26 protein-coding genes are annotated in these 19,147 nt (G+C 40.1%); 8 read left to right on the top strand and 18 right to left on the bottom strand.

The window, feature by feature from the left end:
- Positions 1-2: 2 nt before the first annotated feature.
- From ND855_RS17125 to efp, 4 genes are read right to left on the bottom strand one after another with little or no spacing between them, the layout of a single operon-like run.
- The gene (locus tag ND855_RS17125; RefSeq protein WP_265359452.1) at positions 3-740 is read right to left on the bottom strand and encodes an SDR family NAD(P)-dependent oxidoreductase; all 738 of its coding nucleotides are present in this window, start codon (positions 738-740) and stop codon (positions 3-5) included.
- A 5-nt stretch (positions 741-745) separates the two neighbouring features.
- On the bottom strand, positions 746-1,468 hold the full coding sequence (locus ND855_RS17120) for an SDR family oxidoreductase (RefSeq protein ID WP_265359451.1): 723 nt from the start codon (positions 1,466-1,468) through the stop codon (positions 746-748).
- Positions 1,465-2,094 (bottom strand): methylthioribulose 1-phosphate dehydratase, encoded by a 630-nt coding sequence (gene mtnB, locus ND855_RS17115; protein ID WP_265359450.1) that lies wholly within the window; start codon positions 2,092-2,094, stop codon positions 1,465-1,467. The genes ND855_RS17120 and mtnB overlap by 4 nt, the downstream gene beginning before the upstream one ends.
- Before the next feature lie 2 nt (positions 2,095-2,096).
- Positions 2,097-2,663 (bottom strand): elongation factor P, encoded by a 567-nt coding sequence (gene efp, locus ND855_RS17110; protein WP_100715848.1) that lies wholly within the window; start codon positions 2,661-2,663, stop codon positions 2,097-2,099.
- A 68-nt stretch (positions 2,664-2,731) separates the two neighbouring features.
- On the opposite strand from efp, the gene ND855_RS17105 reads away from it, so the two are divergent.
- From ND855_RS17105 to ND855_RS17090, 4 genes are all read left to right on the top strand, one after another.
- Positions 2,732-3,796, top strand: coding sequence for a KamA family radical SAM protein (locus tag ND855_RS17105; RefSeq protein WP_265359449.1), 1,065 nt, complete (start codon positions 2,732-2,734; stop codon positions 3,794-3,796).
- A complete protein-coding gene (locus ND855_RS17100) occupies positions 3,780-4,325 on the top strand; it encodes a hypothetical protein (RefSeq protein ID WP_265359448.1) in 546 nt (181 codons plus the stop codon). Before ND855_RS17105 ends, ND855_RS17100 begins: the two co-directional genes overlap by 17 nt.
- Before the next feature lie 83 nt (positions 4,326-4,408).
- Positions 4,409-4,615, top strand: coding sequence for a hypothetical protein (locus ND855_RS17095; protein WP_004787999.1), 207 nt, complete (start codon positions 4,409-4,411; stop codon positions 4,613-4,615).
- 3 nt (positions 4,616-4,618) lie between these two features.
- Entirely contained in the window at positions 4,619-5,404 is a 786-nt protein-coding gene (locus tag ND855_RS17090) for a nucleotidyltransferase family protein (protein ID WP_135637971.1), read from the top strand.
- Positions 5,405-5,407: 3 nt separating this feature from the next.
- On the opposite strand, the gene msrB is transcribed toward ND855_RS17090, so the two are convergent.
- Complete coding sequence (gene msrB, locus ND855_RS17085) at positions 5,408-5,935, bottom strand: peptide-methionine (R)-S-oxide reductase MsrB (RefSeq protein WP_265359447.1); 528 nt, start codon at positions 5,933-5,935, stop codon at positions 5,408-5,410.
- A 68-nt stretch (positions 5,936-6,003) separates the two neighbouring features.
- Between msrB and ND855_RS17080 the strand changes: the two genes are divergently transcribed.
- Both ND855_RS17080 and ND855_RS17075 read left to right on the top strand, forming a co-directional pair.
- Positions 6,004-7,665 carry a hybrid sensor histidine kinase/response regulator gene (locus ND855_RS17080; RefSeq protein ID WP_135638045.1) on the top strand — a complete coding sequence of 554 codons (1,662 nt, stop codon included), beginning with the start codon at positions 6,004-6,006 and terminating at the stop codon, positions 7,663-7,665.
- Positions 7,666-7,734: 69 nt separating this feature from the next.
- Positions 7,735-9,324, top strand: coding sequence for a DEAD/DEAH box helicase (locus tag ND855_RS17075; RefSeq protein WP_265359446.1), 1,590 nt, complete (start codon positions 7,735-7,737; stop codon positions 9,322-9,324).
- Here ND855_RS17075 and ND855_RS17070 read toward each other — a convergent pair.
- Genes ND855_RS17070 through ND855_RS17060 form a run of 3 tightly spaced genes read right to left on the bottom strand, consistent with a single transcriptional unit; the run spans position 9,303 to position 12,053 of the window.
- Complete coding sequence (locus tag ND855_RS17070; protein ID WP_265359445.1) at positions 9,303-10,373, bottom strand: SAM-dependent methyltransferase; 1,071 nt, start codon at positions 10,371-10,373, stop codon at positions 9,303-9,305. The genes ND855_RS17075 and ND855_RS17070 overlap by 22 nt on opposite strands.
- A gap of 17 nt (positions 10,374-10,390) precedes the next feature.
- Positions 10,391-11,209 (bottom strand): DUF1295 domain-containing protein, encoded by an 819-nt coding sequence (locus ND855_RS17065; RefSeq protein ID WP_265359444.1) that lies wholly within the window; start codon positions 11,207-11,209, stop codon positions 10,391-10,393.
- 34 nt (positions 11,210-11,243) lie between these two features.
- On the bottom strand, positions 11,244-12,053 hold the full coding sequence (locus ND855_RS17060) for an SDR family NAD(P)-dependent oxidoreductase (protein WP_265359443.1): 810 nt from the start codon (positions 12,051-12,053) through the stop codon (positions 11,244-11,246).
- 92 nt (positions 12,054-12,145) lie between these two features.
- On the opposite strand from ND855_RS17060, the gene ND855_RS17055 reads away from it, so the two are divergent.
- Complete coding sequence (locus ND855_RS17055) at positions 12,146-13,168, top strand: zinc-dependent alcohol dehydrogenase family protein (protein ID WP_265359442.1); 1,023 nt, start codon at positions 12,146-12,148, stop codon at positions 13,166-13,168.
- Between the two features lie 144 nt (positions 13,169-13,312).
- Here ND855_RS17055 and ND855_RS17050 read toward each other — a convergent pair whose 3' ends face one another.
- The 4 genes from ND855_RS17050 to ND855_RS17035 are packed head-to-tail and all read right to left on the bottom strand — an operon-like array spanning position 13,313 to position 14,338.
- Positions 13,313-13,525 carry a hypothetical protein gene (locus ND855_RS17050; protein ID WP_265359441.1) on the bottom strand — a complete coding sequence of 71 codons (213 nt, stop codon included), beginning with the start codon at positions 13,523-13,525 and terminating at the stop codon, positions 13,313-13,315.
- A 39-nt stretch (positions 13,526-13,564) separates the two neighbouring features.
- Positions 13,565-13,768, bottom strand: a complete 204-nt coding sequence (locus ND855_RS17045) for a hypothetical protein (protein ID WP_265359440.1) — start codon at positions 13,766-13,768, stop codon at positions 13,565-13,567.
- A gap of 15 nt (positions 13,769-13,783) precedes the next feature.
- Positions 13,784-14,086 carry a hypothetical protein gene (locus tag ND855_RS17040; RefSeq protein ID WP_265359439.1) on the bottom strand — a complete coding sequence of 101 codons (303 nt, stop codon included), beginning with the start codon at positions 14,084-14,086 and terminating at the stop codon, positions 13,784-13,786.
- Between the two features lie 6 nt (positions 14,087-14,092).
- A complete protein-coding gene (locus ND855_RS17035; protein ID WP_265359438.1) occupies positions 14,093-14,338 on the bottom strand; it encodes a hypothetical protein in 246 nt (81 codons plus the stop codon).
- A gap of 572 nt (positions 14,339-14,910) precedes the next feature.
- On the opposite strand from ND855_RS17035, the gene ND855_RS17030 reads away from it, so the two are divergent.
- Complete coding sequence (locus ND855_RS17030) at positions 14,911-16,647, top strand: alginate export family protein (RefSeq protein WP_265359437.1); 1,737 nt, start codon at positions 14,911-14,913, stop codon at positions 16,645-16,647.
- A gap of 25 nt (positions 16,648-16,672) precedes the next feature.
- Here the strand turns inward: ND855_RS17030 and ND855_RS17025 are convergent, their stop codons facing one another.
- The 6 genes from ND855_RS17025 to ND855_RS17000 all read right to left on the bottom strand — a co-directional run.
- Positions 16,673-17,077 carry a hypothetical protein gene (locus ND855_RS17025; protein ID WP_265359436.1) on the bottom strand — a complete coding sequence of 135 codons (405 nt, stop codon included), beginning with the start codon at positions 17,075-17,077 and terminating at the stop codon, positions 16,673-16,675.
- Positions 17,074-17,460, bottom strand: a complete 387-nt coding sequence (locus ND855_RS17020) for a hypothetical protein (protein ID WP_265359435.1) — start codon at positions 17,458-17,460, stop codon at positions 17,074-17,076. Before ND855_RS17020 ends, ND855_RS17025 begins: the two co-directional genes overlap by 4 nt.
- Positions 17,461-17,661: 201 nt before the next feature.
- Positions 17,662-17,784 carry an SH3 domain-containing protein gene (locus tag ND855_RS17015; protein ID WP_265359434.1) on the bottom strand — a complete coding sequence of 41 codons (123 nt, stop codon included), beginning with the start codon at positions 17,782-17,784 and terminating at the stop codon, positions 17,662-17,664.
- Positions 17,762-18,079 (bottom strand): hypothetical protein, encoded by a 318-nt coding sequence (locus ND855_RS17010; RefSeq protein WP_265359433.1) that lies wholly within the window; start codon positions 18,077-18,079, stop codon positions 17,762-17,764. The genes ND855_RS17015 and ND855_RS17010 overlap by 23 nt, the downstream gene beginning before the upstream one ends.
- Positions 18,046-18,660: an LBF_2127 family putative lipoprotein gene (locus ND855_RS17005; RefSeq protein WP_265359432.1), complete on the bottom strand. Its 615-nt coding sequence runs from the start codon at positions 18,658-18,660 to the stop codon at positions 18,046-18,048. The genes ND855_RS17010 and ND855_RS17005 overlap by 34 nt, the downstream gene beginning before the upstream one ends.
- Positions 18,657-19,147, bottom strand: a 491-nt coding sequence (locus ND855_RS17000; RefSeq protein WP_265359431.1) for a ZIP family metal transporter, incomplete at its 5' end; no start/stop codon positions are given. The genes ND855_RS17005 and ND855_RS17000, both read right to left, overlap by 4 nt.

Here is a 19,147-nt window from a genome sequence, read left to right as displayed (position 1 = left end):
AATTAAATGGCAGTGATTCCACCATCAACGGTCCAATTGGCTCCAGTGATATAACCAGATTCTTTTTGCAAAAGAAAATTAACAACACGGGCGATTTCAGAAGGATCCGCAATTCGTTTTACTGGTGTTTGGTTGATGATTTTTGATTTATGATCAGAAATTTGGTCTTCTTGGATGCCCATATTTGTATCCACATATCCTGGGCTAATAGCATTGGCAGTGATTCCAAATTTACCCCATTCATCCGCAATCGATTTGATGAATCCAACTAATCCATGTTTGGAGGCTGAATATGCAACTGAATTCCCAGAACCTACGATGGACAATGAGGATGCAATGGCGACTATCCTTCCAAATTTTAATTTTTTAAAGATAGGAAGTACAATTTTCGAAATCAGATACAAACTCGTGAGATTGATGCGAAAAATGGATTCCCATTCTTCAATAGATACATCCGTGATTGGATGGTAAGGACCTCCAAAACCAGCGGTATGAACAATTCCATAAATCTCCCCCATATCAGAGGACTCCATCAAGATTTTGGACAAACTCCTTTCGACTACAAAGGGTGTTTCCGAAAGGTCCACTTCTCGGTAGGTTTCTTGCAAAATAGGTTCTTTTGGCCGAACTTTGTCGAGATTCCAGACAGAAAACCCCGCAAGGACTAACGTTCTCACGATCTCACGTCCAATCCCACCACTGCCACCTGTCACAAGAACAATCGATTCCTTGAGTTCCATCGGACCTATAAAATTCCTTTCTTTGGGGTAATGGATAAGTCATCCACAAAGATAGATTTTGGCAACTGCGAAATACACCACAAATACTCGGAAATGTCCGAAACTGAAACCATGTCTTTCTTGTCAAATGCGGGTCTTGTGTCCCAGATCTCGGTTGCCACTGCCCCAAGGCTAACATGGACCACCTTCGATCCAAAGGGTTTCCATTCTTCCCGTAAGGCACGACAGATCCCAAGCACCGCATGTTTGGAAGCACAGTACAAAGCGGATTCGGGGAAACCTTGTTTTCCGGCTGTGGAACCTAAAAATACAAACGTAGATTCAGAACATTTTGGCAAAAGTCGGGAAAAACTGCGGGAAAGTTTGAGAAGGGACACAACATTTAAATCTAAATGTGACTGTAAATCTACATCGGAAAGTTCCGAAATCGGCCCAAATACTCCATCACCTAATGCAAAGTATACGATAATGGAAACAGAATCTTTGGGTTTGCCGCCATACAATCCATTTAACAATGATTCGAATTGAACAAATGTTTGGTTGTCTTTTGCATCAAACCGATAAGTGCCAGGGGATTCCAAAGTAAACGAGGATAATTGGTTTTTCCCTTTTCTAGAAAATCCAAATACGAAACAGTTTGGATCCTTTTCTTTTTGGAATCGATTGTAAAGACCCTCACCAATTCCAGAACCGATTCCGAATATAAAAACGTGGGTCTTTTTTGTCATATCCTACGTGCCATCACCTGCAAAAGAAAATGAACGGCTTCTAAGTGTTTGTTGGCTTCCGCGATTGTTTTCCCCCAGACCGTTGGGCCATGTCCTTCAATGAGAAGGAAGGGAACTTTGGGAATCCCATGGTTTTGAAAGTATCGTTTGATTTCATTTGCAATGGTGGGAACATGTGTGTGGTTATAAAAAACGGGCATTGTTAGGTTTGGTTTTTCGTCCCAAATCCCAAAGGCTTTGATGATTTCAATGGGAGGAAGTGGGATCTCTTTACATCCTTCTTCTTTTCCGACACCAAACTCGAGTAAGTTGGAATCAATCGTGTGAACATGGAGACAAGATCCAACTTCGGGCATCTGGGAATACAAAACTTGGTGGATGGATGTTTCAGCAGATGGTTTTAATCCATCATTCGCTTGGACGAGACTACCATCAAGTGTTGATACACAAACAAAATCGGATTCTTTCAGTTCTCCTTTGTGTTTGCCAGAGGCTGTGATCCAAAATTGATTGTAGGTTAAATTGTCTCGGGTCGAGAGATTCCCAGCAGTGGCAAACATCCACTGCCGTGAATAATAGAGATGGGAAAGTTTGGTGATTTCCTGTAAAGAAGTGATCAAATCCAAATCTATTTGTTAACGCGCTCCACGTAACTCAAATCACGAAGATCGATTTTCACCGTATCCCCTTGTTTGATAAAAATCGGTACTTGGACTTCACCACCCGTTTCTACAGTCACTCGTTTGAGAGCAAGACCAGTGGTGTCACCTTTTAAACCGTCTTCTGCGTAAGTCACTTCCAAGATCGCAAAGTTAGGAGGAGTGACTCCAATTGGTTTGTCATTGTAAAAAGAAACTTCCACTGGTGTTTCTTCTTTCATAAAGGGAAGGATGTCTTCCACATAATCTTTGGAAACAGGGATCTGTTCGTAATCGTTGACGTCCATAAAAATGATTTGGTCACCGTCAGCATAACAATACTGCATCTTACGACGTTCCAAATCCACACTTTCCAATTTCTCTGCTGCTTTGAAGGTTCTTTCAATGGAAGAATCACGGACAATGTTTTTCAGTTTGGTGCGGATAAAAGCAGAACCCTTTCCTGGGTTCACAAATTCTGTTTTGACGACGGAATAAAGCTCATTCTCAATCTTGAGGATCATTCCTTTTTTTACTTCTGTAATGCCTAAGTTCATAATTTCGTTACTCGTAAACAAAATCCGAGGGACTTGGCATAGTGTCAACCGAAGTATGGTTATAAGTCATGACTTGGTCCGATTGGAAATGGCAATTGCAAAACCGCATCACTACTTTAGCGGATTTGGAAAAGGAGATCACTCTCACAGAGGAAGAAAGGGATTCCTTTGCACGCGCCTATGAACAGTTCCAATTTGCAGTAACACCTTATTATTTACAACAATTGGACAAAAACAACCCCCATTGTCCCATCCGCAAACAAATCCTACCTCGGGCAGGAGAACTGGTTCGTAAACCCAATGAAACCGAGGATCCACTCGCCGAGGAAACTCATATGCCTGTGAAAGGTGTGACCCACCGTTACCCTGACCGTGCGATCTGGTACATCTCTCATGTCTGCGCAGTGTATTGCCGTTTTTGTACAAGGAAACGAAAGGTCTCCGATCCAGAAGAAACTCCGAACCGTATGGAATGGGAAAAGGCTTTGGATTACTTTCGCAAGCAAACCAAACTCCGAGAAGTGATCCTCTCTGGTGGTGACCCGCTCACCCTTTCTGATTCGTCTTTGGATGCACTACTTTCCGAACTCAAACAAATCCCTCATTTGAACCAAATCCGAATCCACACTCGTCACCCAGTGACAATGCCCATGCGTCTCACTGAAAGTTTAAATTCTGTTTTTTCCAAACACTTCCCTCTCTACATGGTCACTCATTTTAACCATCCCAATGAAATTTCAGAAGAAACAAAATTCTATGTTATGCGAATGATAAAAAAAGGGCATGTTTCGGTTTTTAACCAGTCTGTTTTGTTATCTGGCATTAATGATGATGCTGAAATTTTATCTGACTTAAATTACAAATTGATTTCCATCGGGATCAAACCTTATTACCTCCACCAATGTGATGAAGTATTTGGAAGTTCTGATTTTGTTGTGCCTATGGAAAAAGGGATAGAGATTTATCGTAAACTCAGAGGATACCACTCAGGGATCACAATCCCAAATTATGTTAAAGACCTAACTGGTGGTGGTGGGAAAGTATTATTATCTCCAGAGTATTTACAAAAAAAAACAGAGAATGGGTACCTTTTTCAAAATTATCTAGGAGATGAATATGAAGTGGGCCACTAAGTATTTATTCATTTTACTATCATTGGGAATTTTATTTTGTAAAACAACCAGCCCAACCACATTGCCAAAAGAGACTGTTTCTAAACCCTTAGAAATAAAAGAAACTCGTCCCCTAACAAAGGAATTACGGCTTACTTACCATGCAGTTTGGGTGAACAAAGAAAATTTTGAACTGAAAGAATCGATCTCTCTTTTTGGAACAGGGAACCAATACAAAATTTTATTTTCTGAAACAAATGAATTTTCTTGGTTACGATTGTCTTCCACGGACAGAGAAAACCAATCCCAGTTCCGTTATTTTTTCAAAGACGAAACTCAAAATCCCGAAGTCTCTTATTTTGTTTGGGGACAAAAAAAATGCAGTGTCCAAGTCTACCACATGCCAGAGGGAGAATTGTACCTACGTTGGGAAGGAATCCACAATGGTTTTTTACTCGTCTTTGAATCTTCCACAAAAAAAACAGATTCACCCAAAGAATTGGCAAAATCCTTTCATCAATTGATCCTTGGTTCCTTGGAAGTGTACTAGTCGATTTTTCTGAAAGGGGAGATTTTTTAGAAAAAAAGATTAGGCAAATGGAAAGCCACCGTTAGGCTTTGAGGAGAAATTTTATGTGGTTAAAACTTGGCGAATCGGAAGTGATCAATTTGGACTATGTTGCATCGATCAAAAAAAATCCAAACCAACCTTCGATCGAAATCATTTACCAAGACTTAAACAATGTAAAGTCCCTCCCTTTCCCAGGCAAAGAAGAACGTGATCGTGCTTTTAAAGCCATACTAGAAAACCTTTCTCGAATGAAATTATACTTTGAATGAATTATGGAATTTGAAGCACTAAACCCGAATCTCTATGCACAGGTCTTGGATGAACTCGAACTCATCCCAAGCACAAAACCCTACCAAATTCTATTTTATGGTTCCAGAGAACGTGGGGATTACCACCCAGACTCCGACTTAAATTTTTATCTCGTGGCTCATTCTACAGACCAGATGAAGTCACAATTCATTGATTCGATTTCCAGAGCCTTACAAAAATTAGAGGATGTGGCTCCTGTGAATATGATTGCAGGGGATGCCGATTCCCTTCGCCACCGATTGAAAATTTCAGAACCCGGTTCGGTGCAACTCCTCGAAGCATCTTCTGTATTTTTTGGAGAAGGGATTTTTGAAGACCTCAAAGCCGATTGGGACAAATGGAAAGAACGTGAAATCCCAAAATCTGATCTCATCCAATACCTAGAAAAACGCATTCGGTTTTTCAAACAACAAGTGACTCGCAATGCCAAAGATGAAATCGCCCAATTGGAACGCATTACAACCCTAACATTACACATTTGGGCCTTACAGAATATCGAAGACCTCACTCATATCGAACTTTTGAAAATGGACACCCCTGACCAACTCGTTCCCCTCTTTACCAATTTGTATAGAAAGGAATTGGAAGCTCCAATTTGGGAATTACTCGAATTACAAACGAAAGTGCGAAAACTAAAAGTGGACATTCGTTGGAAACGTGATGTCTCAAGAGAAGACATCCACGAAACCAAATACAAACTCATCTCATTACGAAATGACGAAGAGTTTATGATGAACCTTTGGGCCTAATACTTACGGTTTAAATTCTTTTAAAAACGATTCAAAACCTCTTTCTTTCAGTTTTGATTTGGGTATAAATTCCATTGACGCCGAATTCATACAATACCGTTTGCCAGTAGGTTTTGGACCATCATCAAACACATGCCCCAAATGAGAATCACCCAGCTTTGACCTAACTTCTGTTCGGATCATACCGTACGTATTGTCTTCAATTTCAACTACATTGGATTTCACAAGTGGTTTTGTAAAACTTGGCCAACCTGTTCCTGATTCAAATTTGTCCTTGGAACTAAAAAGTGGTTCTTTGGAGACAATGTCGACATAGATCCCGTCCTCATGGTTGTCCCAATATTCATTTTGGAAAGGAGGTTCTGTTTCGTCTTCTTGTGTTACACGGTATTGAAGGTCGGTCAGTTTTTTACGTAACTCGGAATTTTCTGGTTTTTTTGCCTGTTCATTTGCCGTTGGTGAACAACAAAAAGAAGTGAACAGTGACAAAATCACGACAGAAAGGAAAGAAACCAGTAAATTTCGTTTCATGAAAGTTAGACTATAAGAATTTCATTTTTTACTTTCATTTATATGAAAATCCTTTCGTCTAAATGATCATGCAGATTGCTCCCCTGCCGAAAAATGAAGCCGCAAGACTCTCCGCTCTAAAAGGCCTTGAGATCCTCGACACTCCTGAAGAGGAAATGTTCGATGAAATCACAAAACTTGCTTCGATGATCTGCAATGCTCCGATTTCTCTTGTGAGCCTCATTGATGAAACCAGACAATGGTTTAAATCCCACCATGGACTTAAAGCCAGAGAAACTCCACGTTCCCTTGCCTTTTGTTCCCATGCCATTTTGGGAGACGAGATGTTTGTCATTCCGAATGCCAAACGTGACAATCGATTCAAAAACAACCCACTCGTGAATGGGGATCCCAATGTGATATTTTATGCAGGGATCCCACTTGCTTTGGATGACCAAATCAAATTGGGAACTCTTTGTGTCATCGATAACAAACCACGAGAACTGAACGAAGAACAATTACAGATGTTACGCCTTCTTGGGAAACAAACCGTTCGACTTCTGCAAATGCGTAAAGACAGAGACAAACTCGAAATTGAAAAAAGATCAGCTGAACGAGCAAACGCTGCCAAACGAGATTTTATCGCAGCCATTAGCCATGACATTCGGAATCCTTTAAATTCCCTGCTTGGAATGTCGGAAATGATCAGGGAACAACCCATTCCAGAATCCATTCATCATTATGTGGACCACATCAAAAATGCAGGGGAAGTGATCCTCAATTTAGTAAACGATACGATTGAGTTATCTCGCTTAGAAGAAAATGCATCAGTTTTAAATAACGAATGGTTCCACTTAAGCCAATGTTTGGATGTGTACCATAATTTTTTCAAACAAGAAACCAAACGAAAAAAAATTGAATTCCAATTGAAGAACGAAATTTCAGAAACAGTATACTTACTTTCTGACAAACGGAAACTGGAAAAAATCATTTGGAACCTAACAGCAAATGCTGTCAAATTCACTCACCATGGTTCTGTTAATTGCCATGTTTACTTAGAAACAAAAGCAGATGAAAATGCAAATTTAATCATCGAAATCAAAGACACAGGCCCTGGGATTTCACCAGAGATCAAAGACCGACTCTTTCAAAAGTACAATGAATTTGTTCCAGAAGGTTGTGAAATTTCGGGCTCTGGCCTTGGTTTGTCCATCGTCAAACTTTCGTTAGAAGAGATGAATGGTGAGATCAATGTGGAATCTAAGATAGGCGAAGGCAGTACATTCAAAGTGAAAATTCCTACCGTTTGGAAACGGGAAGAATTCTCCCCTGAACAAAAAAACCTTTCGAACCAAAAAGATTCTAATCTTCCCAATTTTAACTCTCGCAAAAAAGTTCTCATCGCTGACGACAACGAACTGAACCGAAAGGTTTTGAAGAATTACTTAAAACCACTGCCGTTTGATATTGTGGAGGCAAATAATGGGATCGAAACAGAAAGGATTTTAGGATCGGACCAATTTGACATCGCCTTTCTCGACATTGAGATGCCTGGAAAACATGGAACAGAGATAGCGAAAGCTCTTTCCTCGGAAAAAACAAAACCCATTTTGTTTGCCTGTACGGGTCTTTGTATGCCAGAAGAAAAGGAACATATTTTAAACTCTGGGTTTGAGTACTTTATGCCAAAACCCTATTTAAAAGAAGAATTGTACTCCCATTTAGCAGAAATCGCCAAAAAACACCCGTAACGTTACTTGGAAGGTATGGTAGTTTTTCCCTTTCTTTTTTAGGCCGTTTTTTTATTGTATCCTATTTCCATGACTAAGAATGACACCGAAGTTGGAAATGACTTCCAATCCTTCGGATTACGTCCTGAAATACTACAAGGAATCACTGAAGCAGGCTTCGAATCACCAAGCCCTATCCAAAAACAAGCGATTCCGCTCGTATTGGAAGGAAAAGATTTAATCGCACAAGCGCAGACCGGTACCGGAAAAACTGCAGCTTACGGACTCCCCTGTTTGAACCGAATCAATGTGGAAGAAGGCATGCAAGTGCTTGTTCTCACACCAACTCGGGAACTTGCATTGCAAGTATCAGATGAATTGTACAAACTGGGAAAACATTTAGGAATCAAAACCACCACGATTTACGGCGGTAGTTCCTATTCTAAACAAATCACTCAAGTGGCAAAAGGTGCCCAAGTTGCTGTCGCAACTCCTGGCAGACTCCTTGACCTTTTAAAAGGTAAGGAACTTAAAAATTTCAAACCATCAATGGTGATTTTAGACGAAGCAGATGAAATGCTTGATATGGGATTTATGGATGATATCGAATCCATCTTTAACTTACTTCCCACCAAACGCCAAACATTATTATTTTCTGCAACAATGCCCGAACCAATTAAAAAATTGGCGAGTAAATACCAAACACACCCTGCTCACGTAAAGATTGCTCCAACAGAGAAATCTTCTAAGAACATTGAACAAGTGTACTACGTGATTGATGAAGCGGAACGTGAAACAGCTGTTGTACGGATTTTGGATTATGAAAACCCATTTAAGGCGATCATTTTCACAAAAACCAAAAAAGAAGCTGATGATCTAAAAGCTACCCTTGGTTTTAAAGGATACCCAGTAGAAGCTCTCCACGGAGACTTAAACCAAAAACAAAGAGAACAAGTTTTAAAAAGTCTACATGATGGCCGAGTGAAAATCCTTGTGGCAACAGACGTTGCGGCACGTGGTCTTGACGTAAAAGATTTGTCTCTTGTAATCAACTACCACCTTCCTTTTGATAGCGAAAGTTATACGCACCGAATTGGTCGTACTGGCCGGGCTGGAAAATCAGGTAAGGCTGTGACTCTGGTAACAACAAGAGAATCAAGAGCCCTTCTCCGCCTCAAAGGAACTTCGGGAACGAACTTAACAATTGCCGCACTCCCTACGAAGAAGGAAGTTCATGCAAGAAGAGAAGAAGATTTCCTAAACAAAATTGTCGAAACCGAAATCCATGCCGATGCGGAAGATGTATTGGAGAAACTTTTGAAGTTAGAGGACAAACGTGCTGTCGCTTTAAAACTCCTTTCCAATCTGCTCGACAAAGCAAAAATCAGTGGCCCTGAAAAAATCGGAAAAACCCCAGCGGAATGGAGCGAAATGCCTCCTGGTGGTGGTTCTGGCGGTGGAAGACGTCGTCGTGACGATGGTGGTGGATCGGGAAGTCGCGGTGGATACCGTGGTGGAAGGTCCAACAGTGATCGTGGCGAAAGAAGTGACCGCGGAGAAAGAAAAGAACGTGGTGGAGAAAGTAGCCGCCGTTCCAGCACCTCATCCTCTTCCAAAAAAGAAGGTGGAGTGTATGTAAAAGCGGCTGGGAAAAAAACTCAGCGTTTTCGAAACAAGTAGTGGCTCACAAACCACTCTTCTCCGTTTCGATAACCCCATAACTCTGCACAGGCGAGAAAGAAAACTTTCCAATACACAAACCATTTGGTAGTTTCTTTTTCGCCGTAAGTACTCGCAAGGATAGGCATTAGTTTATCCTTGTTTTCAATCATGTTTTCATACCAAGCTTCAGATGTCCTTGCATAATGAGTTCCATTGACTACCCAGTGGTTTTCAATGAGAAAGTCCTTTTGGAAATACAAAAACAAATCATCAGAAGGCATCTGCCCACCGGTGAAAAAATACTTCGCCATCCAATCCGTTTCATCAATCACTTCAAAGGGATATGCAAATTCTTTATGTGTGAAGATATGTACAAAAAACTTTCCATCTGCCACAAGAAACTTGGATAATTTTTCGAAGAGTTTCTCATAGTTTTTCATATGTTCTAACATTTCCACAGACACAATGCGATCGAATTTGTCTTTTGTGGTGAACTCATTCATGTCTTTTGTGATGATGGTGAGGTTTTTTAATCCTCTTTCTTTGGCACGTTTGTCGATGAATTCTTTTTGGGTACGGGAATTGGAAACACCTGTTACTTTACATTTTGGAAATTTTTCAGCAATGTAGAGAGAGATACTGCCCCAACCACAACCGAGATCAAGGACACGCATCCCATTTTTAATCTCCGCACGTTCCACAGTGATGCGTAACATTTCCTCTTCGGATTCGGCAAAAGTTGTATCAAGTGTTGGCCAATACCCGGAAGAGTATTTCATCCTTGGTCCCATCACATAGGTAAAAAATTCACTTGGGACTTCGTAGTGTTGTTCGTTTGCGGCATCCGTATGAACGGCAATGGGTGAATTTTTAAGTGAATTCACATAATTCATTTTATGCGTCAGTTGTGCTGTGGCATTTTCTTTACGTTCTTGTTTGATGCGTAAATCCAATAACTGCCGGATACGGAAACGAATGAGCCAATCCGGGAAAATATCCTTTTCTAAAAGTGAGTTGATACTAAACGAAGATGACTCTTCCTTTTTGTTAGAATCAGTGAAATTCATGTTTTATCCTTTTTTATTTATTGTTTTGGAAACCAAGGGAAAAATGCGTTTGTGGTGCGCATGTACTCACGAAATAAATCTCCTTTCGACTGAAGTGAATATTTTTCAGCAAATGGGACACCGGATACAAATCGTAACAACACAAACATAAATACAGGAGTGAAAAGAGAAGCCATTGCTTCTGGTGTGGAAAGGATGGGAATCACTCCAATCCCAAGCCAAATCACCCATTCAAAAAAATAATTGGGGTGTCTTGTATACTTCCAAAGGCCAAGATTACACACCTTACCTTTGTTTGCCTGAACCGAAAGGAATTTGTGTAGGTCTCTGTCAGCTACGCTCTCTCCAATCACACCCAAGATAAAGAGTGCCCAACCGATCCAAACCATTAGCGTTCCATTGGGACCAAAGAGCCCCACATTCGGATACAAATTCCACTGAGAGGCAAAGTAAAAGGGAAAAGATAGAAGGAGTGCTAAAGCCCCTTGTAATAAAAAAACATTGGTAAACATTTTACTATGGACTTTGTCACCATAGTCTTTTCGAAACCCAGCATAACGTTTGTCTTCTGGGTGGTTTGTGCGAATCCGTGTGAAGTAGAGAAAACCTGATAACCGAATGGCCCAAACCCAAACAGGAATGAGGACAACTAATTTTGCAACCAAAGTCCCTTTTCCAAAATAAGAAAGGACTGTGGCGATACCCGCAATCACAAGACCCCAACCCACATCAATGACAGCGTAATTGTCTCGGGTTTTTCCCCAAAACCACATGAGAGTCATAAAACAAAAAGTAAAAATAACAGCCGTTAGATACGGAATTAGAATATTGTCCAAGTGGGTTTTTCCTCTACCTTGGTTTAGACGGAGTTCAATGTGTTTTGAAGTCGTCGTAGAGTTTTTTATAGAGAATTTTTTCTAAAAACTTGGGAGAGAAAAATCGCATCCATTCTAAAAACTTACCGCTCAAATTGAACGTAACAAGCCTTGCTTCTTTGTCCTTTGCAACCTCCATGAGAACATGGGCCACTTCTTTTGCCGACTTTCGTTTGCCTTTAGCAGGAGCTTCGGTGAGAAGTTTCCCATCGGAAGCAAGACCAGAAGTGCGGAGTGCCGTGTCTGTATAAGGGACACAAACGAGTGAGACACCAATTCCCAAATTTAGGCTTTCGATGCGAAGGGATTCGAGTGCCGCATGTAAGGCAGACTTGGAGGCAGAGTATGCAGCGCGCCCAGGCACTCCATACAAAGCAGAAACAGTGGATGTGGTGACAATATTCCCTTTGGCTCTTGTCACCAAGGGAAGGAGACCTTTAATGAATTGTACGGGTCCAAAAAAATTGGTAGCGAAGGTCTTATGGTACACTTCCATCGAAAGGGAATCAAACCGACCATGGGCTGTGATGCCTGCGTTATTAAACAGGACATCCACACGTTCGATTCGTTTCGAGATCCAATCAATGGCATCCAACACAGAACTTGGATCGGATAAGTCACATGTGACCCTATGGAGGATTGTGTCTTTGTGTTTTGCCGTTGGTTCGGGGATGTCTCCTGCACGCCTTGCCAAAAGCACCAATTGGCATGGGAAAACAGCGAGTTCTTCGAGTAATGCCTTTCCAATTCCACTGGATGCACCAGTGATCACTACGACAGTATCGTTCCAAAATTCTTTTTTCATACTACCCTTTCAGTTCAATTCCCACTCGACAAAGGAAATCCTGTGGTGAGTATCTGACGAGTGAATTTTCAATTCGGGTGGTTAGAGTTTTAATGGGAAACAAAGTATGGGAGATCCAAGGCAATTTTGGAATCCAAAATTTAAAAGAAACAGATCGTGAAATACCAGAAACACTTGCACCTAAAGAAGTACTTGTTCGCCTAACAGCGACTTCACTGAATTATCGTGATTATTTAATGGTGATTGGGACTTACAACCCAAGGCAAAAACTCCCACTCATCCCTTGTTCGGATGGGGCTGGTGTTGTGGAAGCTGTTGGATCTGAGGTCACACTCTGGAAAAAAGGAGACCGAGTCCTTCCCATCTTTGCCCAAAAGTGGTTAGATGGAGCTCCTAATATGGACAATTTGCGTACGACCTTAGGTGGACCAAATGACGGGTGTTTGGCGCAGTATGGAAAATTTTCCGAAGAAGGACTGGTCGCTACCCCGAGCCACTTAACAGATAAAGAAGCAGCCACACTTGGATGTGCAGGCCTTACTGCTTATAATGCGGTAGTGAATTTTGGTGGGATTGAACCTGGAAGTGACGTCCTTTGTCTTGGCACGGGTGGTGTTTCTTTATTTGCCCTACAATTTGCCAAGATGATGCGAGCTCGTGTCATCATCACTTCCTCTAGTGATGAAAAATTGGCTCGTGCCAAAACCTTAGGTGCTGATGAAACCATCAATTACAGTACAAAATCCAATTGGGAACGGGATGTCCGAAAACACACCAAAATGGCAGGGGCTGATCTGATCATTGAAGTGGGTGGTGCTGGCACCATGCAAAAATCGATGATGAGTGTGAAACCTTACGGGACCATTGCCCTCATTGGTGTCCTTGCTGGTGGTGAGTCGAGTTTATCACTCTATCCTATCCTCATGCAAGGTGTGAAAGTACAAGGTGTAATTGTGGGAAGCCGCAGTGACTTTGTTCACATGAACCGAGCCATCGAACAAAATCAAATGAAACCTGTTGTGGACAAAGTGTTCGGTTGGAAAGAAGTTCCGGAAGCCTTAGAATACCTACAAACTGGGAAACATTTTGGGAAAGTGGTTTTGAGTTGGGAGTGACACTTCGATGGACTGAATTGTTACTGTTAATGTAACTGTTCTAATCCTCGTAAGTGGATCCTTCTGCTATTTTTCATAGAATCTTTATTTGGGTATTTGCCTTTTCTCTTCTCGCCTGTAGCTAAGACCAGTCTTCCATCAATCTTAATACGGATTTCGTTTCCCTTTTAATTCTGGAAGCTCATCGATTTCACTGAGTACTTTTTCGTAACTCCCCCAACCTTTATACCCCATATAGTAGTCTGAAGTGCATAACGGCATATTTGGTTCGCCAGGATACACTTCCAATACTTTCAATTGTATGGCAAAGATATTGCCATACCACGTCGTAGACTTCACTGGTTGAAACGACTGCATGGCATTGATGATTTTTTCATCTTCTTTTACTTCAATGTCTTAGCTGATGATTTTCTTAAATTTGCCCACAAATTTGATATTCATCATGTTATTAACTGCTGTATAAGCAGCATCGTAATACGTGAGCCTCATTTTTTTGATTCTCGCATAACGTGCATCGATCGTTCCATCGAATTCGCAATAGTTTTTAAAATAGAAGAGATAGTCGTCTTTTAAATCCTTTGACTGTCGATTGTGTTCCAAATCATAGTTTCCGTTTTACGAGGCAGAAACATAGATGGCTGGTTCTTTTCCCTGCCATTTGCTCACAAACCAACGACGACGATCGCCCCATTTATCGATCGATTCTAAACGATCTGGTTCTTTGAGCAATTTCTTAAAATCTCCTTCTTTAGTATAATAGTTTACAGACTTTAGAAGCTCGTCCCTATCGGATGCGATAATCGTATTAATAAAACTTTTATTAGTTTTCTCTACTATCTTTATTAATTCACTTAATTCTAGTTTCTCTTCTGCAAATATTGAAGTAGAGATAATTAACAAAAATACTAATACTTTCATTTAATTTTATTTTTTCTCTAATACCGTAGACCATCGATTCCCCAGTTCGAAGGCTTCATATGGATAACGAGTGAGCTCTTCTTCTTTGTTGGAATCATTCACAATCCATTCTCCTCTCGCATCGTCGTACCCTACAATATTCACCCGATGGCCATGTGAAGGAGCTATCACATCACCATTTGCATCCTTTTTGACTGGTGCAGGTGGTGCATCCAAGTACATTCCTGAATTGACGAACTTACCGTTTCGCAATTTTTATTTGATTCCCTTGTGTTTGTCAATAATATCCGTAAAAGATTTTCTTAGGATTGGTAACCTTGAGACCAAAAAAGAGAGCGTTTTGTTTTAGACATTGATTGCATTCGAAGGCTTTTTCTCAGTTTCCCCTTTCAAGGATAGGAGTCCGAGTTCCCTCGTGGATGAGTATTCATACAACATTTGTATTGGCACAAAACTGAACTCACTTCCTGGATCATCTGATTAAAAATTGTTAGGACTGGCAGGTTTTCCTCTGTTTTAGATTTTACCTACTTCTTGGCCTTCATTTGTGATGCCAAACCATCCGATGATTAACTCATTTCCAAAGGTTACAATTCGTACAAGATTTACACATTATTTATTAATTTAGAACATATTGATGAACGAAAGGAATGATTGTTTGAGTACTTTTTTATGAACTAAACAAAAGATTAAAAATAAATGTACATATTGTCCATGCTTTATGAGAATATCAGAATTTTTAAACTTTTCCCCTCCAGTCTGTACGATTCTTGCATTCGCTATTCGCATAGGAGAAGACCCTTGTGGTCTTTTGATAATAACTCATGCGAAGATACTTCATTTTATTTGTGATGCTTTTGGCGACTGGTTATCCAGTCTCTGCTCAAACTACCAATACAGAGCCGAATGTTACAAGTCCAAACATTCCAAGTCCCTCTCGGGAACCCATCCAAGAACCAAAACCAAACCCTCCTCCCACTTGGTCAGATGGTTTTAGCGCTGGTGCTTTTGTTCGTTTTCGACCAGAGATGAAGTATAATTTCGATTTTAATCGGAATACAAATGACAATGTCGATTTTACAGGACAGAAGATACAGTTCTTTATCCAAAAAGAATTCACGAAAGATATCGTTGCCAAAGTCACGTTCCAAGATAGCCGGTTATGGGGGGCAGAAAAAGGATCATTAACGGGAATCGCTACTGCCAATGATGGGACAAGACAAAGTACAGATGTGAGAGAAGCATATATAGAGAGTAAAAATAATTTTGGCCTCCCCTTACATGTACTAGCTGGTCGTCAAATTTTGCGTTATGGTGATGAACGATTGGTGGGTTCCCTTGATTGGACAAATGTAGGAAGGAGTTTTGATGGACTTCGTTTCAAATGGGAAGACAAATTATTTTCCTCACATCTTTTTGTCACTTCGGTAAGCGAACGCCATTCGGATATTGCAGGTAATACAACCAATTTTGGAGTCAAATCTCAGTACAATACTTACCTTGATTGTCCCTATAACGGCACAAAAGTATGTTCACCAAAAATTGATGCACAAAGACAAGAGTTAGGTGATTCATACTTCACAGGATTTTATAATACACTCAAACCATCTGATTATTTGCATATTGATTTGTATTATTTGGGATTACAAAAAGAATACCTTCGCACAAACAATTCCCTTGTCCTAACCACGGGAGAAGTTGGGAATCCAAACACACGTGCGGGACGATGGGATGTACTCCATACTTATGGAATCCGAGTTACCAACAAAACACAACCAGGCAAAAAAGCACTTCAAGCAATTGATTATTCCTTTGAATACGCTACCCAAACAGGAACTACGGGTAGGAATATTAATCCAAAATGGGACTTTTTCCAAACCAATGTGAATTTGGTTGACCCACTCACGAATACAACATACCAACAAAATTTATACCGCGAAAAAGAACGTTATAAAACCTTCGCCTTCGGTGCTGACATTGGTTATACGATTTCTAAAGTAAGGATGGGAGTCGCATATGATGTAGGAAGTGGTGATCCAAATCGCACAGATGGATCAATTGCATCTTTTCAAAACCTTTTTCACACAAACCACTTTTTTTATGGAATGGCTGACCAAGTCAGTTGGGTGAATATGAAATCAAAATCGATTAATATAAGTTATGCCACTGAATCTTATGGAACATTTCGAATCGATTATTTTGCCATCGAAAAACACAAATTACAAGATAGTTGGTATGACTTAGTTGGAAATGCAAAATCGGGTGCGAGTACTGAATCCATTTCGAATAACCAATACGATGTAAGCCAAGTATTGACAGAGAATGGTACTGGGAACAATCGACCAGTGTCCTTACTCGGAAGGTCACTCTTTCGTGAAGTGGATGTAAAATACAATCTTCCTTATAAAAACATTCTGATCGAAGGTGGGTACAGTATGATTTTTGCGGGAGATGCGATCCAAAGCAAAGTGAATGACCGAACTGTGAATGCTAACGTGTATACAAATCAATTTTCGAAAACAGCACAGTTTGCATATCTTATGGTAACATCACAGTTTTAAACAATAATAATCCCATTTAACCAACCTATTCCACAACCAAACCTTCTATAATGATTGTTCGGCGAGAGTACAAAGCACGGTTAGAAGCAAACAAAACTTGTGCACCTGTAGTGAGTGTTCGGATCACTGAGTCAGCAACATTTTCTTTTGACTCTATCCGAAGGTTTACAATTTTTTTGGCATTTGGGAGTTCTTCTCGGAATATTTCATCTAACTGGAGTGTGTCGATGGCTTGTGTATCAAACAAATACCAGGATAGTTTTACTTCGATGTGGAAGGGACGGTACTTTTCGTTTGGTTCGAGCTCATTGGAAAAACTAACAGGGATTTTGGTATCTGTTAGTTCATACCGGTAAGTTGCACAACCCGTCATGAAAATAGAAAAACAAAGCACTAAATAAAGTGCGATTTTGTGAAAAGAAAACTTCATTGGTTGCCACCTTTGTTTGTCGCATAAAGATTTCCACGAATGTGGACTGAATAAGGCCTAACAATTCCGACAGTAATCAAATCGTAAATCCCATCCATAAACTCATATTCCTCTGTGATTTTTAAATCTCCAATATGGGCATTGGGATACTTTAAATAGAGTTCAGAGAAAAATTCATCCAAAGTTTGGTCTCTCACATTGGACAGACCCCAAAATAGATACACTCGTGTGTAGGTGAAATTGAAGGACTGGATTTTTTGGTACCCTTCTTCTTTGGTAAACCCATTCAATCGGACTTTTTGTTTTCCCCAAGTTTGGTAATACGAAGTATTGGCACATTGCAGGAGTAGGAATAGAAGGCTCAAAATAATTTTAGATTTCATAAAACTCTCAATCACGATTCATAGTACAGAACTGTCGTTAGAGGGCAATTGTAAAAAACTCCATTCATATTGACAAGCGTTATCTAAAATTGCAAAAGAAGTTCTTTTGTTAAGAGGGAGAGAGCGAACAGGGTAATGGCAATCAAGCTGTTTTGCATCATTGTTAGATTCCATTTGGACATTTAGTGTTTCAAATCCATTTTAATTCCAAAACTCTTTTGGTTTTTTCAAAAAAATTCCAAACACATATCCTTCTAGACCATTCTTGGTTTTGATTTTCACCCAAGGGGCAATGTTTTCATCAATTGCAATAATTGGATTCATATTCACTTTGAATCAAGTCTGCTGCTTTTTTATTTTTATATTGAGTGTACGGTAATACTAACATTGGAGTGAATCCAATTGGTCCTGTCCAAAACCCGACACCAAAGGATAAAGCAGAAATTGCTGTAGTAAGATTTCTATTTTGAATTTGAATTTCTCGCATTTGACGTTTCGCATGAAAATACTGGGCAACACATTCTTCTTTGTCAATTTTTGGAGTCTCTGGTATGGAAATACAAGCTCCGAATAACAAAAGTAAATTTATTGTAAATGATTTATGATTTCTTTTGCGCATCGATCTAATACCTTCAAATTGGCAACTTCAATCATGGATTCGATTTCGCTAGTGCGATAAAACCCATAAATTTCTATTGTTTTTTTGGCATTTTCTATGATTTCAATACTTGTGCGTGGAACACCATTAACGGAAATTTTACATAAGAGTTTTACCTCATAATGATGATTGCGTACTTGCAATGGCCAGTAGCCAGTAAAAGGCCAAAATGCTGGCCAAGTTTTCCACATGATAAAATTTGATTCGAAATTAGGATACACCTCAATATCGATCAGATACTTGTCCACCTCCTCTTTAGAATTTCGATCTTTTGAGACATCTAAGACTTGATTACTAACTCGATTGTTTTTTAGAATGGATTTGAAAGTATATTTCCAAGCCTTTGTAAAATTGACACTATCAGAAGTGTAAACTTCAAATTTACCGATATAAACTTCTTGGTTTATAAAAGGATAAATAGTATTTTCTGCTTCTCTAGGTTGTGGAACCTGTTTGATGTCAATCGCACAGGAAATAAACAAAAAGAAAATAAGTACACTCGTAATTTGATTTTCATTTAACATATGTATGATTACTTTCACCCTAGACCCACATCCAATGCCATCATCAGCACAAATCCAAACATCGCACCGAGAGTAGACATTTCGGTTTCTTTCCCCGTATGTGATTCTGGAATCAATTCCTCCACCACTACAAAGATCATCGCACCTGCCGCAAAGGAAAGTGCAAACGGAAGGATACTAGCTACATAAAACACTAGGGCCGCACCAAGAAGCCCTCCAATGGGTTCCACGAATCCAGAAAGTTGTCCATACCAAAAACTTTTTTTAGCACTATACCCTTCACGTAACAATGGAATGGAAACCGCAGCCCCTTCTGGGATATTTTGGATCCCAATCCCAAAGGCAACCACCACTGCCGCCATAAGAGCCTCGTAAGTAAACCCATCACCTAAGGCACCAAAGGCGACACCTACCGCAAGTCCCTCTGGGATATTATGCAAAGTGATGGCAAGGATGAGTAACAAACTCCTTTGGAAAGAAGACTTCCCTCCTTCGAGTCGGTTTT

The sequence above is a fragment of the Leptospira paudalimensis genome (assembly GCF_026151345.1).
GTDB lineage: Bacteria > Spirochaetota > Leptospiria > Leptospirales > Leptospiraceae > Leptospira_A > Leptospira_A paudalimensis.
The sequence above is the reverse complement of the archived record's forward strand: the minus strand, read 5'-3'. Positions and strand labels throughout refer to the sequence as shown.

What these genes read in the sequence shown, in the direction of transcription:
- ND855_RS17125 (WP_265359452.1), bottom strand. Translation starts at nt 740, where the DNA reads ATGGAACTCAAGGAATCGATTGTTCTTGTGACAGGTGGCAGTGGTGGG.
- ND855_RS17120 (WP_265359451.1), bottom strand. Translation starts at nt 1,468, where the DNA reads ATGACAAAAAAGACCCACGTTTTTATATTCGGAATCGGTTCTGGAATT.
- efp (WP_100715848.1), bottom strand. Translation starts at nt 2,663, where the DNA reads ATGAACTTAGGCATTACAGAAGTAAAAAAAGGAATGATCCTCAAGATT.
- ND855_RS17105 (WP_265359449.1), top strand. Translation starts at nt 2,732, where the DNA reads ATGACTTGGTCCGATTGGAAATGGCAATTGCAAAACCGCATCACTACT.
- ND855_RS17100 (WP_265359448.1), top strand. Translation starts at nt 3,780, where the DNA reads ATGAAGTGGGCCACTAAGTATTTATTCATTTTACTATCATTGGGAATT.
- ND855_RS17095 (WP_004787999.1), top strand. Translation starts at nt 4,409, where the DNA reads ATGTGGTTAAAACTTGGCGAATCGGAAGTGATCAATTTGGACTATGTT.
- ND855_RS17090 (WP_135637971.1), top strand. Translation starts at nt 4,619, where the DNA reads ATGGAATTTGAAGCACTAAACCCGAATCTCTATGCACAGGTCTTGGAT.
- msrB (WP_265359447.1), bottom strand. Translation starts at nt 5,935, where the DNA reads ATGAAACGAAATTTACTGGTTTCTTTCCTTTCTGTCGTGATTTTGTCA.
- ND855_RS17080 (WP_135638045.1), top strand. Translation starts at nt 6,004, where the DNA reads ATGCAGATTGCTCCCCTGCCGAAAAATGAAGCCGCAAGACTCTCCGCT.
- ND855_RS17075 (WP_265359446.1), top strand. Translation starts at nt 7,735, where the DNA reads ATGACTAAGAATGACACCGAAGTTGGAAATGACTTCCAATCCTTCGGA.
- ND855_RS17070 (WP_265359445.1), bottom strand. Translation starts at nt 10,373, where the DNA reads ATGAATTTCACTGATTCTAACAAAAAGGAAGAGTCATCTTCGTTTAGT.
- ND855_RS17060 (WP_265359443.1), bottom strand. Translation starts at nt 12,053, where the DNA reads ATGAAAAAAGAATTTTGGAACGATACTGTCGTAGTGATCACTGGTGCA.
- ND855_RS17055 (WP_265359442.1), top strand. Translation starts at nt 12,146, where the DNA reads ATGGGAAACAAAGTATGGGAGATCCAAGGCAATTTTGGAATCCAAAAT.
- ND855_RS17050 (WP_265359441.1), bottom strand. Translation starts at nt 13,525, where the DNA reads ATGCAGTCGTTTCAACCAGTGAAGTCTACGACGTGGTATGGCAATATC.
- ND855_RS17040 (WP_265359439.1), bottom strand. Translation starts at nt 14,086, where the DNA reads ATGAAAGTATTAGTATTTTTGTTAATTATCTCTACTTCAATATTTGCA.
- ND855_RS17030 (WP_265359437.1), top strand. Translation starts at nt 14,911, where the DNA reads ATGCGAAGATACTTCATTTTATTTGTGATGCTTTTGGCGACTGGTTAT.
- ND855_RS17025 (WP_265359436.1), bottom strand. Translation starts at nt 17,077, where the DNA reads ATGAAGTTTTCTTTTCACAAAATCGCACTTTATTTAGTGCTTTGTTTT.
- ND855_RS17020 (WP_265359435.1), bottom strand. Translation starts at nt 17,460, where the DNA reads ATGAAATCTAAAATTATTTTGAGCCTTCTATTCCTACTCCTGCAATGT.
- ND855_RS17015 (WP_265359434.1), bottom strand. Translation starts at nt 17,784, where the DNA reads ATGAATCCAATTATTGCAATTGATGAAAACATTGCCCCTTGGGTGAAA.
- ND855_RS17010 (WP_265359433.1), bottom strand. Translation starts at nt 18,079, where the DNA reads ATGCGCAAAAGAAATCATAAATCATTTACAATAAATTTACTTTTGTTA.